The following is a 23,634-nucleotide window of genomic DNA, read 5'->3' as shown; positions in this document are numbered from 1 at the left end:
CGGCTACAGTGGCGCACAAGACACTCACCGGGAACTTTCCGCCAAATGCAGCCCACCCCTGGCTTGGTCGCGATTCTGGTCTACGACGGCCTCTGTACGTTCGAATTCGGCATCGCCGTGGAGATCTTCGGCCTAGCCCGGCCGGAGTTCGATTTCCCCTGGTATGAGCATCGGATCGCCGCCGTGGATCAAGGCCCGATGCGCGCCATGGGCGGCATTCAGGTACTGGCCGATGGCGGCATGGAACTGCTTGAGGACGCACGGACCATCATCATTCCCGGCTGGCGCGATCGCAACGCCCCGGTGCCCGAAGCGTTACTCACGGCCCTGCGCCAGGCCCATGCCCGGGGCGCGCGGTTGCTGTCGATTTGCTCGGGCGTGTTCGTGCTGGCAGCCACCGGGTTGCTCGACGGGCGCGGCGCCACCACCCATTGGCGCTACACCACCGAACTGGCGGAACGCTTTCCGAATATTCTGGTGGACCCGGACGTGCTCTATGTCGATTCGGGTCAGTTGATCACCTCGGCCGGCAGCGCTGCCGGTATCGATGCCTGCCTGCATCTGGTGGCGCGGGATTTCGGCACCCAGGTGGCCAACTCGGTGGCGCGGCGGCTGGTGATGTCGCCGCAACGCACCGGGGGTCAGGCGCAGTTCATTCCGACACCGGTCAGTCCTACGCCGCGCAGCGATCTTTCGCGCGTCATGCAGTGGGTGCGCGAGCGCCTGCATGAACCGCTGGAGGTTCGCGACCTGGCCAGCGAGGCGGCCATGAGTGAACGCACGTTCCTGCGTCGTTTCACCGAAGCCACGGGCATGCCACCCAAAGCCTGGTTGCAGCATGAACGCCTGGGGCGGGCCCGTGAACTGCTGGAGAGCACAAGCCAGAACACCGATCAGATTGCCGAGCACTGTGGTTATCGCTCGGTGGAGAGTTTTCGGGTGGCGTTTCGCAGCGTGGTCGGTGTGCCGCCGTCGGTGTATCGGGAGCGGTTCGGGCGGGAGGACAAGGCCATAATTTGAGCTGGTTTCGAGGGCTCCATCGCGAGCAGGCTCGCTCCCACAGGGGTCTGTGAACATTGCAGATCTACTGTGGGAGCGAGCCTGCTCGCGATGGCGTCCGCCCCGTCACCCAATCCCTCAAGGCTTGCGCAGCAAATAGGTATCCATAATCCACCCATTGCTCAACCGGGCCGCCTTGCGCACCCGCTCGATTTCATCCGCTACATCCTTGAGTTTGCCGCTGATGAGGATTTCATCCGCAGTCCCAAGATAAGCCCCCCAATAGATCTCGGTGTCCCGATCCGCCACCTGATGGTAGGAATCTTGCGCATCAAGCATCACCACCAGGCTATCGGCATCGCTCACCTGCCCCGCTGCCAGCCGCCTGCCCGTGGTGATTTCAATGGAGCGACCGATGCGATTCAGCGGCACCTTGTGCTGCGCCGCCAACGCCTGAACGCTGGTGATGCCCGGGATCACTTCAAACTCGAACACGCACCGGCCTGAAGCCAGAATCGCCTGCAGGATCCGAATGGTGCTGTCGTACAACGCCGGGTCGCCCCACACCAGGAAACCGGCGCACTGGTCGTCGGTCATTTCCTCATTGATCAGTCGTTCGAAGGTCAGTTGCTTGGCGAGATTCAGATCTTCCACGCTGGTCTTGTAGTCCACATCACCCCGCTCGCGCTCCGGGCTGTGGGCTTCGACAAAGCGGTAGTCGTGACCGGTGATGTAGCGCTCGCAGATCTCCCGGCGCAGGTCGATCAGTTTGTCTTTGCTCTGGCCCTTGTCCATGAGGAAAAACACGTCGACAAGGTTCAGCGCCTTCACGGCCTGCATCGTGATGTAGTCGGGGTTGCCGGCACCGATGCCGATGACCAGAAGTTTTTTCATGAAAATTCGCCCTCGGGGTCAGTACCCGGCAAACGTAGACGCCAGCGACCATTGAACCGTAACTCGATGGCCGACAGCGGTTCGACGTCGATCAGATTAAACGCCGCGCCTTGCAGCACCTGTGTCAGCGCGGCGCGAATGACAAATGGATGGGTAATGGCAACGATGTGCCCCGGTGTTGCCTCCAGCGTCGCCAGCCAGGCGGCCACCCGTTCACCGAGTTGCGCCACCGACTCGCCACCGTGGGGTGCCGAACGGGGGTCATCGAGCCAGGCTTGAAGCAATTCGGGTGCTGATTTCTGCAAGTCATCGATTCGCGTGCCGCACCAGCGCCCGAAATCGCAATCCCTCAGCACAGCGACTATCGCCGCGTCGCTACCGAACAACTCAGCGGTTTGCCGGGTCCGCAGTTCCGGCCCGCAGAGCAGGCGTGGCGTTCCCTTGAACTGCCCACGGCGAGCCCCCCTCGCTGATTGCCAATCCATCTCCAATGGCTCATCCGTAGGAAAACGCGCAAGTTTTTGTGCGACGGTTCGGGCGTGGCACATCAGCGTCAAACGGGTCGACTGCACGAAGGATCACTCTGTCGAAGGGAATGGAAAACGGCGTTACGCCGCCAGTCATCGCGCAATTGTGCCGTAAGAAGCGTTATCGGGGGCGTTTCGTTTCAGCCAGCAGTGCCGGCTCGCCAACTCATTTAATCCTTGAGAAACAGCTATCTCCGACCACTCTATAGGCGATGACCTACAAGGTCTGTCGATATCAATGTAGCCCCCGGCATACGGGTATTTATCCTCATTTTGGAGCAAGGAAAAACCGCATGAAAATTAAGTGGACAGGTCGCAGGCGTTAAATAAATACTGCCTTCAACGGATCATGATTAAAAACGCCGCCATCCAGCAGGAGCCCGGATGCCCTCTCTCAGCAACATGAACCACCGCCTCCGTTCCCCAAGCGCTGATCCGCACGTCAATAGAATGGACGTCGGCACGACGCTGCCCGTTCCGAGTAAAGGCTGACTAGAAAAAGAGTGGCGCCTGACAGCAGTTCATGCGACCGCCAATTCAATGCGTGGAACCGACAGTGATAGTCAGGTTCGGCACCAACCGCCGAACCCTTTGATACAGGAGTGCATCCATGCTGGTCTTACGTCCAGTCGAGTTAACCGACCTGCCTCAATTGCAGCGACTTGCCCGCGAAAGCCTCGTGGGCGTCACGTCCTTGCCGGACGACAGCGAACGCTTGCGTGAGAGGATTCTCGATTCCTGCGCCTCGTTCGAAAAAGACGTCCAGGGTCATGGCCCGGAGAACTACTTCTTCGTGCTGGAGGATCTGACCAACCAACGCCTGGCGGGCTGTTCGGAAATCCTCGCCACCGCCGGTTTCAGCGAGCCGTTCTACAGCCTGCGCAACCGGCATTTCACCAGTGCCTCGCGGGAGCTGAACATCGAGCACGGTGTGCCGGCGTTGTCGTTGTGTCACGACCTCAGCGGCCACACCTTGCTGCGGGGGTTTCATATCGACGCAGCGTTGGTGCGAACAGCGTTTTCCGAGCTGCTGTCACGGGCGCGGCTGTTGTTCATCGCCGCGCATTCGAGGCGTTTTGCCGAAGCGGTGATTACCGAGATCGTCGGTTTCAGCGACGATGAGGGACGGTCGCCGTTCTGGGATGCACTGGGCAAGCATTTCTTTGACCTGCCCTACACCGAGGCCGAGCGGCTATGCGGTCTGGAGAGCCGGACGTTTCTTGCCGAACTGATGCCGCAATATCCGATCTACGTGCCGATGCTGCCCCAGGCCGCGCAGGACTGCATCGGCCGCATCCACCCCGATGGCCAGGAGGCCTTCGATATCCTGGAACGCGAAGGGTTCGAGACCAACAGCTACATCGACCTGTTCGACGGCGGCCCGACGTTGTATGCGCGCCTCGCCAGCATCCGCTCCATCGCGCAGAGCCAGACCGGCACGGCGAAACCGGGTTCGTCCATCGATGCCCGAGGCCGTTACCTGGTAAGCAACGATTCGCTCAAGGGCTATCGCGCCATCGTCGCCGAACTGGACTACACCGCCGGGCAGCCCGTGATCTTGAGCGACGAGATGTGCATGGCCCTGAACGTGACCGAAAGCAGACCGATCCGGCTGATCGCCCTGTGAGCATCACCCGGCCCCGTGCCCAACGACAGCGCCCGAGCGTGCGCGTAGAAGGAGCTGCATCATGATTGTCCGTCCGGTTCACGTCACCGATCTGCCCGCCTTGCTGGCACTGGTGCGGCAGGCCGGCCCCGGGTTCACCACCCTGCCGGCCAACGAAGAACGCCTGGCACACCGGCTGCGCTGGGCCCAACGGACCTTCGCCGAACAGGTCGAGCGCGCCGATGCCGACTACCTGTTCGTGCTTGAAGACGACGATCAGCAAGTGGTGGGTGTCAGCGCCCTCGCAGGGGCGGTCGGACTGCGAGAGCCCTGGTACAACTACCGGGTCGGACTGACGGTCAGTTCTTCACCGGACCTGGGGATCCAGCGGCAGATTCCGACGTTGTTCCTGAACAATGAAATGACCGGTCAATCGGAAATCTGCTCGCTGTTCCTGCGACCCGATCAACGCCATGGCAGCAATGGTCGATTGCTGTCGTTGGGGCGTTTGTTGTTTGTGGCCGAGTTTGCGCACCTGTTCGGCGACAAGCTCATCGCCGAACTGCGTGGCAGTGCCGACGAACAAGGCTGTTCACCGTTCTGGGACAGCCTGGGCCGGCACTTTTTCAAGATGGACTTCAGCCATGCCGATCACTTGTCGGGGCTGGGCAGCAAATCGTTCATCGCCGAACTGATGCCACGCCAGCCGCTCTACACTTGCCTGCTCACCGAACAAGCCCAGGCGGTGATCGGCAAGGCGCATCCAAACACCGAGCCGGCGTTGAAAATCCTCACCGCCGAAGGTTTTGCCCACAAGGGCTACATCGACATCTTCGACGCCGGCCCCGTCATCGAAGCCCCGGTGTCAAAAATACGCATCGTGCGCAATAGCCAGGCGCTGGTGCTTGCCATCGGCGCGCCGGACGATCAGGCCCCGGTCTGGCTGATCCACAACCGCCGCCTGGAAAACTGCCGTATCACTGCGGCTCCGGCCAGGCTGGTGGGCAACAGCCTGATCGTCGACCGCCTCACCGCCAAACGCCTGCAACTGCAACCCGGCAACTCGGTACGCGCCGTGCCACTGCTCAACCAACAGCAGCAGGCCGTGGCGGCGTGATCCATCAGTCCAGTTTGAAAGCGTCATCCAGCGGCACCCGATAACCGTTGGCCAGTCGATTGGTTTCGTTGGCCATGCCAACCACGGCCTGCAACTCGCCGAACATCTCATCGGTCGTCCCGGCCTTGCGCGCGGCGGCCGTGTGGGAACCGATGCAGTACGGGCAATTGTTGGTCACGCTCACGGCGACGTAGATCAATTCCTTGGTCAGCGGGTCGAGCGCTCCCGGCGCCATGATCTCCTTGAGACTCTCCCAGGTCCGACGCAGCGTCGCCGGATGGGCCGCCAGGCACTTCCAGAAATTGTTCACCTGATCCACCTGACGTGTGCGCATGATGTCGTCGTAGACGGCACGGACTTCGGGGCTGGCATCGGCGTATTCGGTGAGATGGCTGATGGCCATAGGCTTTGCTCCAGGTAGATTTTCAGCGCCAGAGTATAGGCCCGATCAAAAAGCTCTCCGACCAAAAGACCGCATGTCCGGTAAATTCGTCATCATTCTCTGCCCGTCCACGTGATAGCCTTTTGTTCCTTCGGCGTTGACACTTTTGCTCAAGCCCTTCCATTCCATTGGTGGAACTCATATGTCCAGGCTTTCTCATCAAGATTTGCGCCGTAATTTTCGTGAACTGTTCGCTTCCAATACCTGCTATCACACGGCGTCGGTTTTCGACCCGATGTCGGCACGGATCGCTGCGGACCTGGGTTTTGAAGTGGGGATCCTGGGTGGTTCGGTCGCGTCGTTACAGGTGCTTGGCGCGCCCGACTTCGCCCTGATCACCCTCAGCGAGTTCGCCGAGCAGGCCACTCGCATTGGCCGTGTCGCCCAGTTGCCGGTTATCGCTGACGCCGACCACGGCTATGGCAACGCGCTCAACGTGATGCGCACCATCGTCGAGCTTGAACGCGCCGGAGTGGCCGCCCTGACCATCGAAGACACCCTGCTGCCGGCCCAGTTTGGCCGCAAGTCCACTGACCTGATCACCGTCGCCGAAGGCGTCGGCAAGATTCGCGCAGCACTGGAAGCCCGTGTCGACTCGGAGATGGCGATCATCGCCCGCACCAACGCGGGGATCCTGCCGATCCAGGAAATCATCAGCCGCACCCAGCATTACCAACAGGCCGGCGCGGACGGGATTTGCATGGTGGGCGTGCAGGACTTCGACCAGCTGGAGCAGATCGCCGAGCACCTGAGCGTTCCGTTGATGCTGGTCACCTACGGTAACCCGCTGCTGCGCGACGACAAACGCCTGGCCGAACTGGGCGTGCGGGTCACCATCGATGGGCACGGCGCGTACTTCGCTGCGATCAAGGCGACTTACGACAGCCTGCGCGAACAACGGCAGATCTTTACCCAGGCGTCGGATTTGAGCGCTACCGAACTGACGCATACCTATACGCAGCCTGAGGAATACATTCGTTGGGCGGAAGAGTTCATGAGCGTCAAGGAATGATGGTTCGGTGCGTTTGACGGTGTGAACCGATCTGACGCCATCGCGAGCAGGCTCGCTCCCACATTTGATCGCTGGCGTACACAGGTTATGTGTCCACCGAAAATCCACTGTGGGAGCGAGCCTGCTCGCGATGCCGTCAATGATCGTTCCACTCTGCGTGGGAACGATCGGCAGGCTGCGTGGCTTACTTCTTGGCCAACTCCATAATCATCCGCGACAACAGATAAATCCGCGGCGCCACGCTCTCCACCTCCGCGTACTCTTCAGGCGTATGAATATTGCCGCCAACAATCCCGAACCCATCCAGCGTCGGCGTACCCACACCGGCCGAGAGACTGGCATCCGCCGCCCCACCGCTACCCTCTTCCGTCAACTTGCGCCCGATTTCACCGTAGATACCCTGAGCCATCGCCATCAACCGATCCGACTCCGCCGTTTGCGGCATCGGCGGTAACCCACGCTGAAGTGTGGTGGTGACTTCAGTTTCAGGAATCAGCTTGTCCCTGGAAACCCGCGCCAGATCCTTCTCGATCCGATCAAACTCCTCGGGCACCGCCGCCCGCACATCAGCCTTGGCGGTGGCTTGATCGGGAATCACGTTGGTGCGGTCGCCGGCCTTGATCACGGTGAAGTTGATCGTGGTTTTCTTTTCCGCATCACCCAGTTTGCCGAGTTGCAGAATCTGGTGCGCCGCTTCCATCGCGGCATTGCGACCCAGCTCCGGCGCGACACCGGCGTGGGCAGCCTTGCCTTTGACTTCCACCACGGCGGTGGCGCTGCCCTTGCGCCACACCACCAGGCCATCCGCCGGGCGGCCCGGTTCGAGGTTGAGGGTCACGTCGTGGGCCTTGGCGGTTTTCTTGATCAGGTCGGTGGCGATGTCAGAGCCGGTTTCTTCGCTGGCGTCGAGCAGGAAGGTGATCTGGGCGTAGTCCTTGAAGTCGAGGTTTTTCAGGACTTTCAGCGCGTAGATGCCGGCGACGATGCCGCCCTTGTCATCCATGACCCCTGGCCCGTAGGCGCGACCGTCCTTGATGTGAAACGGGCGTGCTGCGGCGGAGCCTTCCTTGAAAACGGTGTCCATGTGCGCCATCAGCAGGATTTTCGCTTTGCCGGTGCCTTTCAGGGTGGCGATCACGTGGTTGCTTTTGTCGGGCGTGTTCGGCACGAGTTCGATGGTGGCGCCAAGTTTTTTCAGTTCATCGATGGCGATGTCACTGACTTGGGTCAGGCCCGGTTCATAGCCGGAACCGGAGTCGATGTTCACCAGTCGTTCCAGCAGTTTCAGGGCTTCACCCTTGTACTGTTCGGAATCGGCGAGGACTTGTTTGTGGGGTTCGGCGAACGCGGTGGGAGCGAAGGCGCCAAGGGCGAGGGTCAGGCCGAGGCTGGTGGCCAGCAGGGAGCGAGGGAGGTTGAGCGTCATGAATCGATCCTTGTTTCGTGTCGGGGGAGCTGAAACCCTACCTGACTGCGCTGCAAGGCTCTACACCGAATGCGACACCTACAAACCTGATTGACCGAAGATCCCTGTGGGAGCGAGCCAGCTCGCGATAGCGGTGGGTCAGGCAATATCGTTGTCGACTGGAAAACCGCCATCGCGAGCAGGCTCGCTCCCACAGGGAATGGTGGTGAAGAGTCAAACCGAGTCGAGCAGTTCGTGATAGGGCCTGCCGTCGCCGCAACAGATGACGCGGTTACGGCCGGTGGTCTTGGCTTCGTACAACGCCTGGTCGGCGTCGTTGAGCCACAGGGTGGCGTCGGTGTGGGCCGGGTTGAAGGCGGCCAGGCCGATGCTCAGGCTGACTTTCAGTGCCGGGTTCTGCTCGTAGCCCAGCGTGGCGAAACGATCCCGCAGGGCATCCATGGCGGCGGCGGCGCTGTTCAGTGGCAGATCCGGCAGGATCACGCAGAATTCATCCCCCCCGTAACGCCCGGCGACATCGGCCGCCCGCAGGTTCTGTTTGAGCAACTTGCTCAACTGACGCAACACAATGTCCCCGGCGACATGGCCGTAGGTGTCGTTGATGGTTTTGAAATGGTCGATGTCGATCAGTGCAATCGCCCCGCCCTGAGGCTGGCGTTGGCAACGCTGGAATTCAACTTCCAGCTGATCCTTCCAGGCGCCGTGATTCAGCAGGCCGGTGAGGCTGTCGGTGCGGCTCAGGGCCAGCAACTCACGTTTGTGCCGGCCAAGGGTGGTGGCCTGACGGAAGCAGATCCAGCCCAACGCCAGTGGATAAAGGGTCAGCAACGGCAAACAGGCATACAACTGCAACGGGCTGGTTTGCGCAATGAAGACGGGGCTGAAAATCAGCATGCCGACACCGACCCCGAGAATCTGCGCGACGGCTCCCGCCAGCAGGAACCGCAAGCCGCCAATGGCCACGTTATTCATCGCCATCATGGACAGGGTGGTTGCGCTGGGCAGCGGATTGAAGTGCATGGCGGCGACCCAGAAGCCACCGAGAAAGGCATCGACCAGCAGATTACGATGTTCGGCGTGATAAGGAATCTGCGCCCGCCGCGCCCATTGGTAAGCAATGTGCGGCCAGAGGATGGCGTTGAGCAGCATCATCACCCAGACCCACGGCGCCGGGTCGAGCGGGTACATCGCTGCACCCACACACAACAAACCCAAGACTAAACCCAGGGTTCGCGATGTATAGAGCCTCCTGGCCAGCGAAAGTCCTTTTCCTCCCGTTTTTCCCATAGGGGCCTCTGTGCCACTGAACGGAACCTGATAACACCGGGGTTGCGGGTGTGCTGGGAGTCTATCAGGGCAACGTCAAATAGCCATCACCGGCTGGCGGTCTGAATACCTTGGCATAGCCATGAGGCGAGCGCCCAATGTTTGGCTATACATGAAGGGAGGGTTCGATCAATAACGATAAAAAAGGAGGCCCATGCAGACCTTTCAAGTGCTGATCATTGGCAGCGGTTTTGGCGGCCAGTGCGCGGCGATCAATTTGCTCAAGGCCGGTATCGACGATTTTCGCCTGCTGGAACGGCGGGATTTTTTCGGCGGCACCTGGTGCCAGAACACCTACCCCGGCGCTGCGGTCGACGTGCCCTCGCCGCTCTATTCGCTGTCCTTCGCCCCTTACCGCTGGACCCAAATGTTCGCCGAACAGGCCGAACTGCACCACTACACCCACTACGTGGTGGAGCACTTCGGCCTGCGGGACAGGGTGGAACTGGAAGCGAACGTCGAACGCATCGAATGGGATGACGACGCCAAACACTGGGCGGTACACACCGCCAGCAAGGGCACGTTTTACGCCCAGTTCCTGATCAACGCGACAGGGCCGCTGAGCCAGCCCGTGATTCCACACTTCGAGGGTCAGGAGCGCTTTCAGGGCAAGACCTTTCACACCAACAACTGGGATCACGCCTACGATTATCGGCAAAAACGCGTGGCCATCGTCGGCAGCGGCGCCAGCGCGGCCCAGGTCATTCCGGCGATTGCCCCGGAGGTTGCACACCTGCATGTATTCCAACGCACGCCGCACTGGGTGCTGCCTCGGGCCGACCGCGCCTTCGGGCCTTTCCAGCGCTGGTTGCTGGGGCTCAAACCGGCCTACAAACTGCTGCGCTGGCTGATCTATTGGCAGTTCGAAACCCGGGTGATCGCCTTCAAATACTCGAAACCGGCCATCCGCCTGGTTCAACAACACGCCCTGCGCTTTCTCAAACGGCAAGTGCCCGACCCTGCACTCAGACGAAAACTGACGCCGGATTACGCCATCGGCTGCAAACGGGTGATTATCTCGAGCACCCTGTACCCGGCGCTCGGCCGCAGTAACGTGACGCTGCACAGCCGCGAACAAGGCATCGCGGCCATCGATGAAACCGGCGTCGTCACCCAGGACGGCCAGCACATCGACCTGGACCTGATCGTCTGGTCCACCGGCTACGACGCCACCGACGGGGTGATTTCCTACCCGGTCAGCGGAAAAAACGGCAGGCAACTCAGAGACTTCTGGGCCCAGTACCCCCGAGCCTATCTCGGCACCAGCCTGCCGGACTTTCCCAACCTGTTCATCGTCACCGGCCCCAACACCGGTATCGGCCATACCTCGGCGCTGTTCATCATCGAATCCCAGATGAATTACATCCTCGACTGCATCCGCACGTTAAAAGAACTGGGTTTGAGCAGTATCGAAGTACGCCCCGAAGCAGAACGAACCTACACTGAAATGATTCATAGAGAGATGGAGCGCACCGTGTGGAAGTCCGGAGGCTGCCACAGTTGGTACCAAAGCAAGAGCGGTCATGTGATTGCCATGTTCCCGGGCTTCAGTTTCAGCTATCACCGGTTGACCCGGACGCTGAAACCCGCGGACCACATTCTGTCCTGATCACATAGAAGGAAGATGCCTGATGCTTGTGTTGGTTGTCGCAATCGCGGTTTTCGTGGCCTGGAGCTGGTTGAGCTACCCGGCCATCGGTCACTGGCTCTATGACTTGAACATGGCGGCAGAAGCCAAGCTGTATCGCCTGCACAAGATCGTCGTGCCGATCGCGGAAATGACTGTCTCGACCTGGCAAGGCGGGCCGTACGAGGCGTCAAGCAGTGTGCTGATGCTTCACGGCTACAGCGCCGACAAGAACATCTGGCTGCGCTTTGCCCGGCATTTTGTCGGCAACTACCGGGTGATCATTCCCGACATCGCCGGGCATGGCGAGACCGGCTTCAAGGCCGGCGGTGGTTACGACATTCCTTTGCAAGCCAAGCGAATGATCCAGTTGCTCGACGTCTGTGGTGTCGAGAAAGTCCATGTGATCGGCAACTCGATGGGCGGTTACATGGCGGCGTGGCTGGCGGCCACTTACCCGGATCGAATTGCCTCGCTCGCCCTGATCGACCCGGCCGGTGTCACCGCCCCCGAGGCCAGTGACATGGAGCGGCATCTGGCCAAGGGGCATAACCCGTTCCTGATTCATTCACGGGAAGAATTCCAGCGTTTCTACGCCATGACCATGGCCCAACCACCGTGGGTGCCCGGCGTGGTGCTGGACGCCATCGCCCAGCGCTATGAGCAGCAATGCGAGGAGCTGGAAGAAATCTTCAGGGACTTGCGTGCCAGCCCGCCGATGGAGCCGATTCTCCCCGACATCAGGTGCCCGGCGCTGTTGCTGTGGGGACGCAAGGACCGTTTGATCGATGTCAGCAGCGTGGCGATCTGGAGCAAAGGCATCGAAGACCTGCGGGTGGAGATCTGGGAAGGCATCGGCCATATGCCGATGGTCGAAGCCCCCTCGGGCACGGCGCGGTTGTATCGGGAGTTTTTGGCATCCCAGCGCTCCCAACTTCCCGTGTAGCAGCTGCCGAGCCTGCGAGGCTGCGTTCGGCTGCGCCAGCAGTCGTAAACCCAACGTGTGCGGACGTCCTGACACACCGTGGCGCCTGATTTCACGACTGCTTCGCAGCCGAACGCAGCCTCGCAGGCTCGGCAGCTGCTACAGCAGTCCTTTGCAGAATGAAGTTCGTAAGATTCTTCGTTTGTCGGCGTCGCTGAAGGCTGCGATCTTTTCCCACATCCTTTACGTCACCGCGCCAGGAATTTCTTCATGAACCACCCGAACTTCGTCAGCCCCGACCTGATCCGCCAACGCTTCTCCAAAGCGATGTCCGACATGTACCGCGAAGAAGTGCCGTTGTATGGCGCGCTGATGGAGCTGGTGGAACAGACCAACCGCCATGTGCTGGACAGCGATCCGCAGATCGCCCGGCAGTTGAACGCCACTGGCGAAATTAAACGCCTGGACCTGGAGCGCCACGGTGCGATCCGCGTCGGCACCGCCGATGAGCTCGCCACCCTCGCCCGCTTGTTTGCGGTGATGGGCATGCAGCCCGTCGGCTATTACGACCTGACCCCGGCTGGCGTGCCGGTGCATTCCACCGCGTTCCGCGCCGTGCATGAAGCGGCGCTGCAAGTCAGCCCGTTTCGGGTGTTCACCTCGTTGTTGCGCCTGGAACTGATCGAAGACCTGGAACTGCAAGCCTTCGCCCAGTCGGTACTGGATAAGCGCTCGATCTTCACCCCTGCGGCGTTGACCCTCATCGAACGCGCCGAAACCGAAGGCGGTCTCACCGAACAGCAAGCCCGGGATTTCGTCGAACAGGCGCTGGAAACCTTCCGCTGGCACCACAGCGCTACGGTCACCGCCGAGCAATACCGGAAACTCAGCGCCCAGCATCGCCTGATTGCCGACGTGGTGGCGTTCAAGGGACCGCACATCAATCACCTGACACCGCGCACCCTGGACATCGACATCGTCCAGGCGCAAATGCCCGCCCACGGCATCACCCCCAAAGCCGTGATCGAAGGCCCGCCTCGCCGCCAGTGCCCGATCCTGCTGCGCCAGACCAGTTTCAAGGCGCTGGACGAGCCTGTCGCCTTCACCGATCAAGCCGAATCCCGCGGCAGCCACAGCGCCCGTTTTGGTGAAATCGAGCAGCGCGGTGCCGCCCTCACCCCCAAGGGCCGGGCACTTTACGACCGTTTGCTCAACGCCGCACGGGACGAACTCAAGGACTTCCCCAACGAGGCCAACGCCGCCCGCTACAACGAGCTGATGGCACAACACTTCAGCGAATTCCCTGACACCCTTGACGGCATGCGCCAACAGGAACTGACGTATTTTCGTTACTTCGTCACGGAAAAAGGCCTGGGCGCGGATGAGCTGAAATCTTCAACTTTGGAGGATCTGCTCAGCGGGGGCTATTTGCGGGTGGAACCACTGGTGTACGAAGATTTCCTGCCGGTCAGCGCGGCGGGGATTTTTCAGTCGAACCTGGGGGATGCCGCACAAACCCACTATGGCGTGCATTCGAACCGACAGGCGTTCGAGAAGGCACTGGGGCGGCCGACTATTGACGAGTTGGGGTTGTATGCCGAGACACAGCGGCGTTCGATCGAGGAGTGTTTCGCTGCGCTGGGCGATTAATCATTAACAATGCAAAAAGATCGCAGCCTGCGGCAGCTCCTACAGGAGTATGCGTTCCCATGTAGGAGCTGCCGCAGGCTGCGATCTTTTGATCTTATTTCAGCTGCGCCAGCAGCGCTTCAGCGGTCGCCTCGGACGAGGCCGGATTTTGACCGGTCAGCAGCAACCCATCAGTGACCGTGTAACTTGCCCAGTCATCGGCCCTGGAGTAAATACCGCCCTTCTCCTTGAGCATGTCTTCCACCAGAAACGGCACAACATTCGTCAGTTGCACCGCCTCTTCTTCGGAGTTGGTGAAACCCGTCACGCGCTTGCCTTTGACCAGTGGCTGGCCATCCGCACCCTTGACGTGACGCAACACTCCCGGCGCGTGGCAGACCGCCGCGACCGGCTTTCCCGCCTTGTAGAGCGTCTCGATCAACGCGATCGAATTCTTGTCTTCAGTCAGATCCCACAGCGGGCCATGGCCGCCCGGATAGAAAACCGCGTCGTAATCGTCGGCTCTCACGCTGCTCAGCAGCGCGGTCGACGCCAGTGCGGACTGGGCAGCGGAGTCCTTGCGAAAGCGGTCGGTCGCCGCGGTTTGCGCATCCGGCTCGTCGCTTTTCGGGTCCAGCGGTGGTTGGCCGCCCTTGGGCGAAGCCAGGGTCAACTGAGCGCCGGCGTCCTTGAAGACGTAATACGGCGCGGCGAATTCTTCCAGCCAGAAGCCGGTTTTCTTACCGGTGTCGCCCAATTGATCGTGGGACGTCAGAACCATCAGGATTTTCATGTCGCGCTCCTTGAATTCGGGGGATGTTCAGTCATCTCGACGCAGGGTTTGACCTCCAGGCTGCGCTGTTCGTTGCACCCCGTTCGGCGACCGCTTTCGACCAATGACTGCCTAAGTGATGGCCAACCGCCTTGATGCGCAAGAAGTTGCGCAGTCGATCCGTTGAAACGTCCTGTTTCAGTGCTGAACAGCCGGCTTATCAGGCCTTCCAGCCGGGTGCGCAAGAAGTTGCGCAGTGGTGCGCAAGTTCTTGCGCACATTCAGTGGAGATCGCTGCCGAGATTTTTTAACGCGCCGAAAAATCCAACTCAACGCCATGATTTATATAGGTTTAATCGTGTATGGCATGGACCTTGATAACAGTCAGGCACCCACCGGGCGATACCGCCTCCCGGGCACCCTCATTTATTCAGCAAGGAGAGCATCCATGGCAACACCAGCGTACATGTCCGTTACTGGCGAGAAACAAGGCCTGATCACTGCCGGCGCATTCACTGCCGACTCCGTTGGCAACACCTACCAGGAAGGCCACGAAGACCAGGTCATGGTTCAGGCTTTCAGCCACGACGTGATCATCCCGCGTGACCCGCAATCCGGCCAACCGACCGGTCAGCGCGTACACAAGCCAGTCGTGATCACCAAGGTATACGACAAGTCTTCGCCACTGCTGCAAGCGGCGCTGACCTCCGGCGAGCGCATGAGCGAAATCGTCATCCAGTGGTACCGCACCTCGGCTCAAGGTACCCAAGAGCACTACTACACCACCAAACTGGAAGACGCGATCATCGTCGCCATCAACAACAAAATGCACAACTGCCAGGATCCGTCGAACTCGCACTTCACGCACCTGGAAGAAGTGCAGTTCACCTACCGCAAAATCACCTGGACCCACGAAGTATCCGGTACTTCGGGTTCCGATGACTGGCGTCAGCCGGTCGCCTGATCCAGGCCGACCGTCTAAAACATCGGCCAGCTCTGCTGGTCGATGTTGTTTACGCTCTTCCAGCATTTTCGCGTCCACAAGCTCCCTGCCCGGGTGCCGGCGAACGCCGCAGTACTGCACGAGGAACAAGGGATGTTCGCGCCGGCCAATCAGACTCACTTTGCCCTGACCATAGAAGGTCTTGCCAACGACTTCCAGGTGTTTTCCCTGCAAGGTCGGGAAGCCATCAGCCAGCCTTTTGTGTTTGAGGTGGAACTGGTCAGTGAAAAGCCGTCCCTGGACCTCGAAAGCCTGCTGCACAAACCAGCCTTCCTGCAGCTCTCGCCCGACGGCAGCGGCATCCATGGCCAGATCTATCGCGCCGACCAGGGTGATTCCGGCAAACGCCTGACCCGCTACGCGGTGACGTTGCGTCCGCAGCTGTCTTACCTGGCCCACCGCATCAACCAACGCATCTTCCAGAACCTCACGGTGCCGAAAATCATCGGCAAGGTCCTCGAAGAGCACGGCATCCAGAGTAATGCCTACGCATTCAAAGTCGGGGCGATTTATCCGGAGCGCATTTATTGCGTTCAATACGATGAGTCGGACCTGCAATTCATCCAGCGCCTGTGCGAGGAAGAAGGTATCCACTACCACTTCCAGCACAGCGCCACGGCCCACAAGCTCGTCTTCGGCGATGACCAGACGGTGTTCCCGAAACTCGCACCTGTGGCCTATCAGCAAGACTCCGGCATGGTCGCCAACGACCCGGTGATCAAGCGCTTCGACCTGCGCCTGGAAACCCGCACCAGCCGCATCATCCGCCGCGACTACGACTTCGAAAAACCGCGCATCACCCTTGAAAGCGAAAACCGTGGCGACGCCCTGCCCGATCTCGAAGACTACGACTACCCCGGTCGCTTCATCGACCGTGAACGCGGCAAACACCTGGCCAAACGTGCCCTTGAACGTCACCGCAGCGACTTCCAACTGGCCGAAGGTAAAAGCGATCAGCCGTTGCTGGTCAGCGGCCACTTCCTGGCCCTGACCCAACACCCCAAGCCTAAATGGAACGACCTGTGGTTGCTGACCGAAGTCCTGCACGAAGGCAAACAGCCGCAAGTGCTGGAAGAGTCGGTCACCAGCGACACAACCAGTCTCAAGGGCGATTTTCACCAGGGCTACCGCAACCGCTTCCAGGCCACCCCGTGGGACGTGCCGAACCGCCCGCCCCTGACACAGAAAAAGCCGCGCATCCTCGGCAGCCAGAGCGCCGTGGTCACCGGGCCGAAAGGTGAAGAGATCCACTGCGACCAGTACGGTCGCGTCAAAGTGCAATTCCATTGGGACCGCGACGGTCAGGCCGACGACAAGACCAGCTGCTGGCTGCGGGTCTCCTCTGCCTGGGCCGGCGCCCACTACGGTGGCATCGCCATCCCGCGCATCGGCATGGAAGTGCTCGTCACGTTCCTCGAAGGCGATCCCGACCAGCCGCTGATCAGCGGTTGCCTGTACCACAAGGAAAACGTCGTCCCGTACGCCCTGCCGGCGAACAAGACCCGCACCACCTTCAAGACCCTCAGCTCGCCGGGTGGCGCAGGCTTCAACGAACTGCGCATCGAAGACAAGAAAGGCCAGGAACAGATCTTCCTCCACGCCCAGCGCGACTGGGACGAGAACGTCGAACACGACCAGAAAATCCGCGTCGGCAACGAGCGCCACGACACCGTCGAGAAGAACAGCTACAGCGAATTCAAGGCTGAAGAACACCACACGGTTTATGAAGACCGCAAAGTCGAAGCGCGCGCTAACGACCACCTGACAGTGGGCGTGAATCAGCACATCAAGATCGGCACGGGCCAGTTCATCGATGCCGGCCAGGAAATCCACTTGAGCAGCGGCATGAAGGTCGTGCTGGAGGCCGGTAGTGAACTGACGCTGATCGGCGGTGGCAGCTTCATCAAGATCGATGCAGGCGGCGTCACCCTGAGCGGGCCGGTGATCAACATGAATTCCGGTGGTGGGCCGGGTAGTGGGACGGGGGCGGCGCCCTTGTTGCCGGGGCTGTTGAAGCAGGCGGATGCGGATAAGGCGGGAGCAGTGCTGACGCCGGCCCAGATCAACACCCTCAAACGTAACGCGCCATTCTGTGAAGAGTGCGAAAAATGCAAGGCAGGTGCTTGTGCGATCTGATTTGTTGACGCCTCAGGCATGGCTTGCAGGGCGGCCGTTACAGGCCAATGAGCGTCTGTATTTGGTTGTCAGTGCTGCCAGCGATGCCGAGCCACTCAAGGCGTTCTACCAGCAAGAGATGGCACCGGAACTGATCCCGATCTGGAATGGCACTCCTTACGCCGATTGGCAACCAGTCATGCCCTACCTCGCAGAGTTGAAAACCAACGCCGGTTTTCTCCAGTGGATTGCCGAAACCGATGCCCGGGACTGGGGTTGGCTGGCCGTGTCCACCAGCCCGCCGGACGTGGTGTTCGAGCATCTTCGCAGCCTGACCCAAGTGCGCATGCCCGAAGGGACCGAGGTGTTTTTCCGGTTCTGGGACGGGCGGCACATTTACTCGATCCTGGAAGGGTTGAGTGCCCGGGCAGGCGAGGTTTTGCCGGTATTTGACCGCTACCTGATCAACGGCCAAAGCCTGGAGGTGGGGCCGAGGGCGGTGCCACCGGCGCAGGCCTGGCCTTGGTGGGAAGTGCCGCAGATGTTGCTCGATACGCTGGCGGAAAAGGACCACTCCACCGTCGTCGACAACCTGATGCAATGGCTGGGCGAGGACTGCCCGGAACTGTTCTTCGCCTTCCCCGAAAGTAATTTGCGCCACAAGGTCGAGCGCTTCGTCCGCCAACAACCCAATACAGAAGATATGGCAGAGCGTCTTGCTGCTCAGCTGACAAAGGAAGTCACGTCATGAATACCCCGATTGGTACCTTGGTCTTGCGTGTGCTGGACGCCAAAACGCCTGACGTGAACCTGATTCTCAAAGACTTCAAGAACTGCCTGAGCGATTACAAGGAGTGGGCCAACGGTTTCCTGACCAGTTGGGCACTGGATGTCGACCAGACCTTCAAGGTCGGCAATGAAGTCAGCGTGACCAAACGCAAGACCAAAACCGGTGCGGTCGAGACCTACGCGACCTGCCCCCTAGCGGGCGACTTTACGCTGATCCATATGTTTGAGTCAGCGCGTTTCGTCCCCATCGGCAACACGCACGTGAAACTGGAACCCGTCACCAAAGGCACTTTCTACGACGACGTCACCGGTGCGGTCATTGAAACCACTATCGGTCCCAGCGGCATCAAGGTGATCGACGGTTGCAAGAAAGGCCAGATGTACCGCATCACCTTTTTCCCGAACGTATCCCAGAGCAACGTCAAAGCTCTCTACGACTCCTACCAGGGCGTGATCGGCAATCTCGAAGGCTGGTTGCAAAGTGAGTGGTCGGGCAAGTTCCAGCCACAGTGGGCCAGTTACTCGGCGGCTGACCGCGCGGGCCGCTCGGTCATTTTGTTGAAACGCGCAATGGATGGCCTGGAGAAAGCGCTGCTCAGGCTGTGGGACGACATCAAAAGTCTGTTCGAACTGCTCGCCCACCCAAAGGAAAACCTCGAAAAACTGCGCAAATACCTGTCGGACGTCGAGATCGACAAGCTCTATGCCGCGTCGAAGGAATCCATTGCTTCGGGACTGCTGATCCTCAGTGACGAACCGCTGATGTTCATCTACGTCTCGGCGATTGTCGCGTGGGTCGGGATGCTGCCTCCCCAGGTCGTTGTCGACGTGGTGACGGCCGTTGCTTCGGAGTTCCTGATCAACGTGGTGCTGGGCATTTGCCTCACCGGTGGTGCGGGGATCGCGGTGCGGGTGGGGACCAAAACCCTGTCGACGGTCAAGTCCGGCACGGCGATCAAGTACCTTGAAGAGCTGGCCGCGAAACTGATGACCCTGAGCGGCAAGCACAGCCTGCCAGCGCACGCTGAAGTGTCCAAGCCCTTGATTGCCAGCGCCCAGAATGTGCCGATGAAGCCGACCAAAACCGCGGCGATCAAAATCGACGAGGCGGCCGCCAACGGTTCCAAGAGTCAGGTGCCGAAAACCACTGATACGCCGAAGCAGGAAGTGAAAGATGCTTCTTCGTTTCCGCGCGGCAAGAAAGCCAAACAGACCACCCTCACCCCCAAGGAAAAGGTCGACGACGTTTCTACTCAGTCGAAAACGCCTGACGATAAAAGCGCCACCTGTGCCAAGAAAACCTGCACCAATGGCTGCCCGGTATCGATGGTCACCGGCGAAGAGCTGCTGACCCTCACCGACGGCGAGCTCGGTGGTCTGTTGCCCTTCAGCTGGACGCGTCTCTATCGAACCAGCGCCGCAGAGATCGATTGTGGCCTCGGCTACGGTTGGAGCCATGCCTTGGCGCAACGCGTTGACATCAACGACGACGAGGTGATCTGGACCGACCACGAGAACCGCGTCACCACTTTCCCGCTGCCAAGCGTGCAGCGCCCGGCGATCACCAACAGCCTCTCGGAAGCGGCCATTTTCATCGGCGACGATCCTTCCGAACTGGTCCTCACGCAGGCCGGCGAACGCAAGCAGTTCTACCACTTCCGCTACAACAGCAAGGGCGCGACGCTGATCGCCATCAGCGACGATTACGGCAATCGCCTGCACATTACCCGTGACATCCACGGGCGAATCAAGCGTGTCGATAACGGCGTCGGTCGCGCCCTTCTCGTGCGTTACGACCGCAAGCACATCGTTGCCATCGACTATCAGCAATTCAATCCCGCAGACAATCTGGAAGATGCCTGGAGCACCGTTCAGACCCTGGTCACCTATGGCTATGACGCCCAGCACCGCCTGATCGAAGCCCGAAACGCAGCGGGCGAAGCAGAACGCTACGCCTACAACGAGCAGAACGTCATTCTTGAGCGCCAACTGGCCGGTGGCGCGAGTTTCTACTGGGAATGGGAAAAGGAAGGCAAGTCGGCACGCTGCATCCATCACTGGGCAAGCTTCTCGCAGATGGACGCGCACTACGCCTGGGATGACAAGGGCAGCGTCACGGTGACCAACGCCGACGGCAGCGAAGAAATCTACACCCACGACGATCAGGCCCGACTGGTCGGCAAGGTTGACCCGGATGGGGCCGAACACCTCAAGGCCTACGACGACAAGGGCCGGCTGATCGCCGAAAAGGATCCGCTCGGCGCGGTCACCGAATACCAGTACAACGAAGCCGGCCGACTGGTCGCGGTGATTGCACCGGAAGACGCTCCCACCACTTACGAGTACTACCACGGGTTTGTCCGTGTAGTGAATCGTGGGCCAGCGACCTGGACCTACTGGCGCAACGACCAGGGCGACATCACCGAGCAAATCGACCCGGACGGCAACTCCACCCACTACAGCTACAACCGCCACGGCCGTCTGCTGGAGATCCGTCATCCGGATGGCAGCCGCCATCAACTGGGCTGGAACAACCTCGGCCAACTGCTCGAAGAACAGCTGCCGGACGGCGGCCAGCGCAAATACCGCTACGACGCCTTGGGTCGGCAGATCACTCGTCAGGACGAAAGCGGCGCGATCACCCACTATCAATGGGACGCGGCGAACCGCCTGGCGCAAATCACCCTGCCCGGCGGCGCCACCCGTGCGTTCACCTATAACGCTTACGGCAAAGTCACCGCCGAGCGCGATGAACTGGGCCGCGTCACTTGCTACGAATATGCCGACAACCTGCACCTGGTCAGCCGCCGCATCAACCCGGACGGTAGCCAACTGCGCTACCGCTACGACAATTCGCGTCTGTTGCTCAGCGAGATCGAAAACGAGCGCGGCGAGCACTACCAACTCGATTACTACCCTAACGGCCTGATCCAGCAGGAAACCGGCTTTGACGGTCGCCGTACCGCCTACGAGTACGACCTCAACGGCCAACTGCTGAAGAAAACCGAATTCGGCGACAACGGCAGCGAACTGATGACCGAGTACCAGCGCGACGCCGCTGGGCGCTTGCTGGTGAAAACCCTCGCCGATGGCGAGGAAATTCACTACAGCTACGACGCACTCGGTCGCCTCGTAAACGTCGACGACGGCCACTGGCCGCTGGCTTACGAATACGACCTGCAAGACCGCCTCATCACCGAACACCAGGGCTGGGGCACCACCCGTTACGAGTATGACCAACTCGGCCAACTGAGCCACTGCCGCCTCCCAGACGGCAGCAAACTCGACTATCGCCACCAATCCGGCGGTCGCCTGAGCAGCATCGACCTCAATGGCTCGCGCCTGACCACCCACCAGTTCAGCGCCGGTCGCGAGCAGCAGCGCCAGCAAGGCTTGCTGCTCAGCCAATACCAGTACGACGAACAAGGCCGACTGCAAGCTCACACGGTGGGACAGCAAGATCGCAACCTGCTCCAGCGGCGCTACGCCTACGATGCCAATGGCAACCTCGCCGGTATCGATGACAGCCGCAAAGGCAACCGCAGCTTCCATTACGACCCGCTTGATCGCCTGATCAACGTTCGCGGCACCACCCCGGAAAGCTTTGCCCACGACCCCGCAGGCAACCTCCTGGGCCAAGGCGATCTGCCAACCGCGAACCTGGCCAACGTCAAAGGCAACCGCCTGCTGATGCAGGGAGACCGGCATTACGACTACGACGCCTACGGCAACCTGGCGCGCGAACGTCGGGGAACAGGGCACAAACTCGTCACCGAATACCGTTACGACTGCCAGCATCGATTGATCGGCGTCAGCCTCCCCGGTGGCAGCACCGCGAGTTACCAGTACGACGCCTTCGGCCGTCGAATCGAAAAAACCGTCGACGGCAGCACCACCGAATTCCTGTGGCAAGGCGAACGCCTGATCGCAGAAAGCGCCGACAACCGCTATCGCAGCTACATCTATGAACCCGGCACCTTCCGTCCATTGGCCATGCTCGATGGTGAAGGCCCGCTCAATGCCGAGCCGTTCTACTACCAACTCGACCACCTCGGCACCCCACAAGAACTAACCGACTACAGCGGTGAGATCATGTGGTCGGCCAAGTACCGAGCCTATGGCAACCTCGCCACGCTGGACGTCGCTGAAATCGACAACCCGCTGCGCTTTCAGGGCCAGTACTTCGACGCGGAAACGGGCTTACATTACAACCGGCATCGCTACTACAATCCGGGAACCGGGCGGTATCTGACGCCGGATCCGATCAAGCTTGCGGGGGGGTTGAACAACTACCAGTACGTGCCTAACCCTATGGGGTGGGTGGATCCGTTGGGGTTGAGTTCGGGGTGTCCGGGGACTGATTGCAAGATACCTACTAACTCTGCGAATGCGACCAAGCCTGATCATTTGCCAATGAGTCAGGAAAAATTCGACGAAATTATTGACATGAATAAGGCTGACCGACCGCCGAATCCTGGTGATTACCTACCAGACAATTACATATCGGCTCACCGAGAGTTTTTTGCAAAAGAGGGTGGATCTTTCATCGCGATCAAAAGTTGGGTCGAAGGCGGTCACACAAATCTGCCGCCGCGAAAGTTCGTAGGATTGACATCCGAAATGGACGATGTAGTTGCCAAATATCGAGCCGCAGGCAACGACTGGAAAGTACTAAACAAAGAGCTAAATCTTGGATCAAACGACCTGTCGCGCGACACTATATATATAGTAAGGATCAAACCTAACGATCCACGATTCAGATATGAAATGCCGAATGGGCAGGAACGTGGCGCCTATCCAAATGAATGGGTTCCAGGAGGACAAACCAAAAGCGGAACAAAAGAAGCAGCTTTAATCGGATCAGAGAGCATCACGCACAATAGCAATCTAGACACATTACTTAGCAACTTCACGGACCTTGAAAAACTCCAATGAAAACTACATTCGAAACCGCTTTGGACCAACATGAAATTTCCGATTTTTTTAAGGGAAATGGCATCTACTTCGCTCGAGGATCCGAATGGGGCGACCATTTACATATAAATAACTGGCAGGGAATGTGCAGCGTTCTAGAAACACAGAAGTCCGCACAAAGCCTATTAACAAATATATTTGAAGAATATGTAAAACACCTCAAAGAAAACTTTGAGGATGCAGCCGGACTACTTGCAAATATATCAGCCTACTACTCAGCAAAAAGCATGTATCCTTTTTTATCAGCGGACAATTACGAGCTGATTGACGAGATCAATAACGAAAGCAAGAAAAACGTAGGAAAATTAATAAGACTATTAAGAAGCGAGTACGATATAAAAACCAAAGACTTACAAATGCTTTCATTCGAGCAACAGCTTCAAAAACTAAAACGAAATGGCTGCTCTATTGATCTTGAAAATCTTTAAATTACAAAATGGGACAGATTTAT

At 59.5% G+C, this 23,634-nt stretch carries 18 protein-coding genes; 12 read left to right on the top strand and 6 right to left on the bottom strand.

Annotated features, from left to right (window positions below; translation table 11 throughout):
• The first annotated feature begins 45 nt into the window (after positions 1 to 45).
• On the top strand, positions 46 to 1,020 hold the full coding sequence (gene ftrA, locus ACYZUD_RS03460; protein WP_462022619.1) for a transcriptional regulator FtrA: 975 nt from the start codon (positions 46 to 48) through the stop codon (positions 1,018 to 1,020).
• A 117-nt stretch (positions 1,021 to 1,137) separates the two neighbouring features.
• Here ftrA and cobF read toward each other — a convergent pair whose 3' ends face one another.
• Both cobF and ACYZUD_RS03450 read right to left on the bottom strand, forming a co-directional pair.
• Positions 1,138 to 1,893: a precorrin-6A synthase (deacetylating) gene (cobF, locus tag ACYZUD_RS03455; RefSeq protein ID WP_462022618.1), complete on the bottom strand. Its 756-nt coding sequence runs from the start codon at positions 1,891 to 1,893 to the stop codon at positions 1,138 to 1,140.
• Complete coding sequence (locus ACYZUD_RS03450) at positions 1,890 to 2,465, bottom strand: histidine phosphatase family protein (protein WP_462022617.1); 576 nt, start codon at positions 2,463 to 2,465, stop codon at positions 1,890 to 1,892. Before ACYZUD_RS03450 ends, cobF begins: the two co-directional genes overlap by 4 nt.
• Before the next feature lie 565 nt (positions 2,466 to 3,030).
• Between ACYZUD_RS03450 and ACYZUD_RS03445 the strand changes: the two genes are divergently transcribed.
• Complete coding sequence (locus ACYZUD_RS03445; RefSeq protein ID WP_462022616.1) at positions 3,031 to 4,047, top strand: arginine N-succinyltransferase; 1,017 nt, start codon at positions 3,031 to 3,033, stop codon at positions 4,045 to 4,047.
• A gap of 61 nt (positions 4,048 to 4,108) precedes the next feature.
• Positions 4,109 to 5,143: an arginine N-succinyltransferase gene (astA, locus tag ACYZUD_RS03440; RefSeq protein ID WP_462022615.1), complete on the top strand. Its 1,035-nt coding sequence runs from the start codon at positions 4,109 to 4,111 to the stop codon at positions 5,141 to 5,143.
• 4 nt (positions 5,144 to 5,147) lie between these two features.
• On the opposite strand, the gene ACYZUD_RS03435 is transcribed toward astA, so the two are convergent.
• The gene (locus tag ACYZUD_RS03435) at positions 5,148 to 5,546 is read right to left on the bottom strand and encodes a carboxymuconolactone decarboxylase family protein (protein WP_462022614.1); all 399 of its coding nucleotides are present in this window, start codon (positions 5,544 to 5,546) and stop codon (positions 5,148 to 5,150) included.
• Between the two features lie 181 nt (positions 5,547 to 5,727).
• Between ACYZUD_RS03435 and ACYZUD_RS03430 the strand changes: the two genes are divergently transcribed.
• Positions 5,728 to 6,597: an isocitrate lyase/PEP mutase family protein gene (locus ACYZUD_RS03430; RefSeq protein ID WP_462022613.1), complete on the top strand. Its 870-nt coding sequence runs from the start codon at positions 5,728 to 5,730 to the stop codon at positions 6,595 to 6,597.
• Positions 6,598 to 6,781: 184 nt separating this feature from the next.
• Here the strand turns inward: ACYZUD_RS03430 and ACYZUD_RS03425 are convergent, their stop codons facing one another.
• Positions 6,782 to 8,023, bottom strand: coding sequence for a M20/M25/M40 family metallo-hydrolase (locus tag ACYZUD_RS03425; RefSeq protein ID WP_462022612.1), 1,242 nt, complete (start codon positions 8,021 to 8,023; stop codon positions 6,782 to 6,784).
• A gap of 213 nt (positions 8,024 to 8,236) precedes the next feature.
• Positions 8,237 to 9,310 carry a diguanylate cyclase gene (locus ACYZUD_RS03420; protein WP_462022611.1) on the bottom strand — a complete coding sequence of 358 codons (1,074 nt, stop codon included), beginning with the start codon at positions 9,308 to 9,310 and terminating at the stop codon, positions 8,237 to 8,239.
• A 193-nt stretch (positions 9,311 to 9,503) separates the two neighbouring features.
• Between ACYZUD_RS03420 and ACYZUD_RS03415 the strand changes: the two genes are divergently transcribed.
• The 3 genes from ACYZUD_RS03415 (at position 9,504) to hglS (ending at position 13,551) form a co-directional block, all read left to right on the top strand.
• Positions 9,504 to 10,958: a flavin-containing monooxygenase gene (locus ACYZUD_RS03415; RefSeq protein ID WP_462022610.1), complete on the top strand. Its 1,455-nt coding sequence runs from the start codon at positions 9,504 to 9,506 to the stop codon at positions 10,956 to 10,958.
• A 22-nt stretch (positions 10,959 to 10,980) separates the two neighbouring features.
• Positions 10,981 to 11,922 carry an alpha/beta fold hydrolase gene (locus tag ACYZUD_RS03410; protein ID WP_462022609.1) on the top strand — a complete coding sequence of 314 codons (942 nt, stop codon included), beginning with the start codon at positions 10,981 to 10,983 and terminating at the stop codon, positions 11,920 to 11,922.
• Positions 11,923 to 12,171: 249 nt separating this feature from the next.
• The gene (gene hglS, locus ACYZUD_RS03405; RefSeq protein ID WP_462022608.1) at positions 12,172 to 13,551 is read left to right on the top strand and encodes a 2-oxoadipate dioxygenase/decarboxylase HglS; all 1,380 of its coding nucleotides are present in this window, start codon (positions 12,172 to 12,174) and stop codon (positions 13,549 to 13,551) included.
• Between the two features lie 94 nt (positions 13,552 to 13,645).
• On the opposite strand, the gene ACYZUD_RS03400 is transcribed toward hglS, so the two are convergent.
• A complete protein-coding gene (locus ACYZUD_RS03400; protein WP_462022607.1) occupies positions 13,646 to 14,323 on the bottom strand; it encodes a type 1 glutamine amidotransferase domain-containing protein in 678 nt (225 codons plus the stop codon).
• A 427-nt stretch (positions 14,324 to 14,750) separates the two neighbouring features.
• Between ACYZUD_RS03400 and ACYZUD_RS03395 the strand changes: the two genes are divergently transcribed.
• The 5 genes from ACYZUD_RS03395 (at position 14,751) to ACYZUD_RS03375 (ending at position 23,611) form a co-directional block, all read left to right on the top strand.
• A complete protein-coding gene (locus ACYZUD_RS03395) occupies positions 14,751 to 15,266 on the top strand; it encodes an Hcp family type VI secretion system effector (RefSeq protein ID WP_123434591.1) in 516 nt (171 codons plus the stop codon).
• Positions 15,267 to 15,398: 132 nt separating this feature from the next.
• Positions 15,399 to 17,441 carry a type VI secretion system Vgr family protein gene (locus ACYZUD_RS03390; RefSeq protein WP_462022606.1) on the top strand — a complete coding sequence of 681 codons (2,043 nt, stop codon included), beginning with the start codon at positions 15,399 to 15,401 and terminating at the stop codon, positions 17,439 to 17,441.
• The gene (locus tag ACYZUD_RS03385; protein WP_462022605.1) at positions 17,431 to 18,171 is read left to right on the top strand and encodes a DUF4123 domain-containing protein; all 741 of its coding nucleotides are present in this window, start codon (positions 17,431 to 17,433) and stop codon (positions 18,169 to 18,171) included. The genes ACYZUD_RS03390 and ACYZUD_RS03385 overlap by 11 nt, the downstream gene beginning before the upstream one ends.
• Positions 18,168 to 23,144 (top strand): RHS repeat-associated core domain-containing protein, encoded by a 4,977-nt coding sequence (locus ACYZUD_RS03380; RefSeq protein ID WP_462022604.1) that lies wholly within the window; start codon positions 18,168 to 18,170, stop codon positions 23,142 to 23,144. Before ACYZUD_RS03385 ends, ACYZUD_RS03380 begins: the two co-directional genes overlap by 4 nt.
• The gene (locus tag ACYZUD_RS03375) at positions 23,141 to 23,611 is read left to right on the top strand and encodes a hypothetical protein (protein WP_462022603.1); all 471 of its coding nucleotides are present in this window, start codon (positions 23,141 to 23,143) and stop codon (positions 23,609 to 23,611) included. The genes ACYZUD_RS03380 and ACYZUD_RS03375 overlap by 4 nt, the downstream gene beginning before the upstream one ends.
• Positions 23,612 to 23,634: the final 23 nt, after the last annotated feature.

It is taken from the genome of Pseudomonas sp. XS1P51 (genome assembly GCF_054897845.1).
The sequence above is the reverse complement of the archived record's forward strand: the minus strand, read 5'-3'. Positions and strand labels throughout refer to the sequence as shown.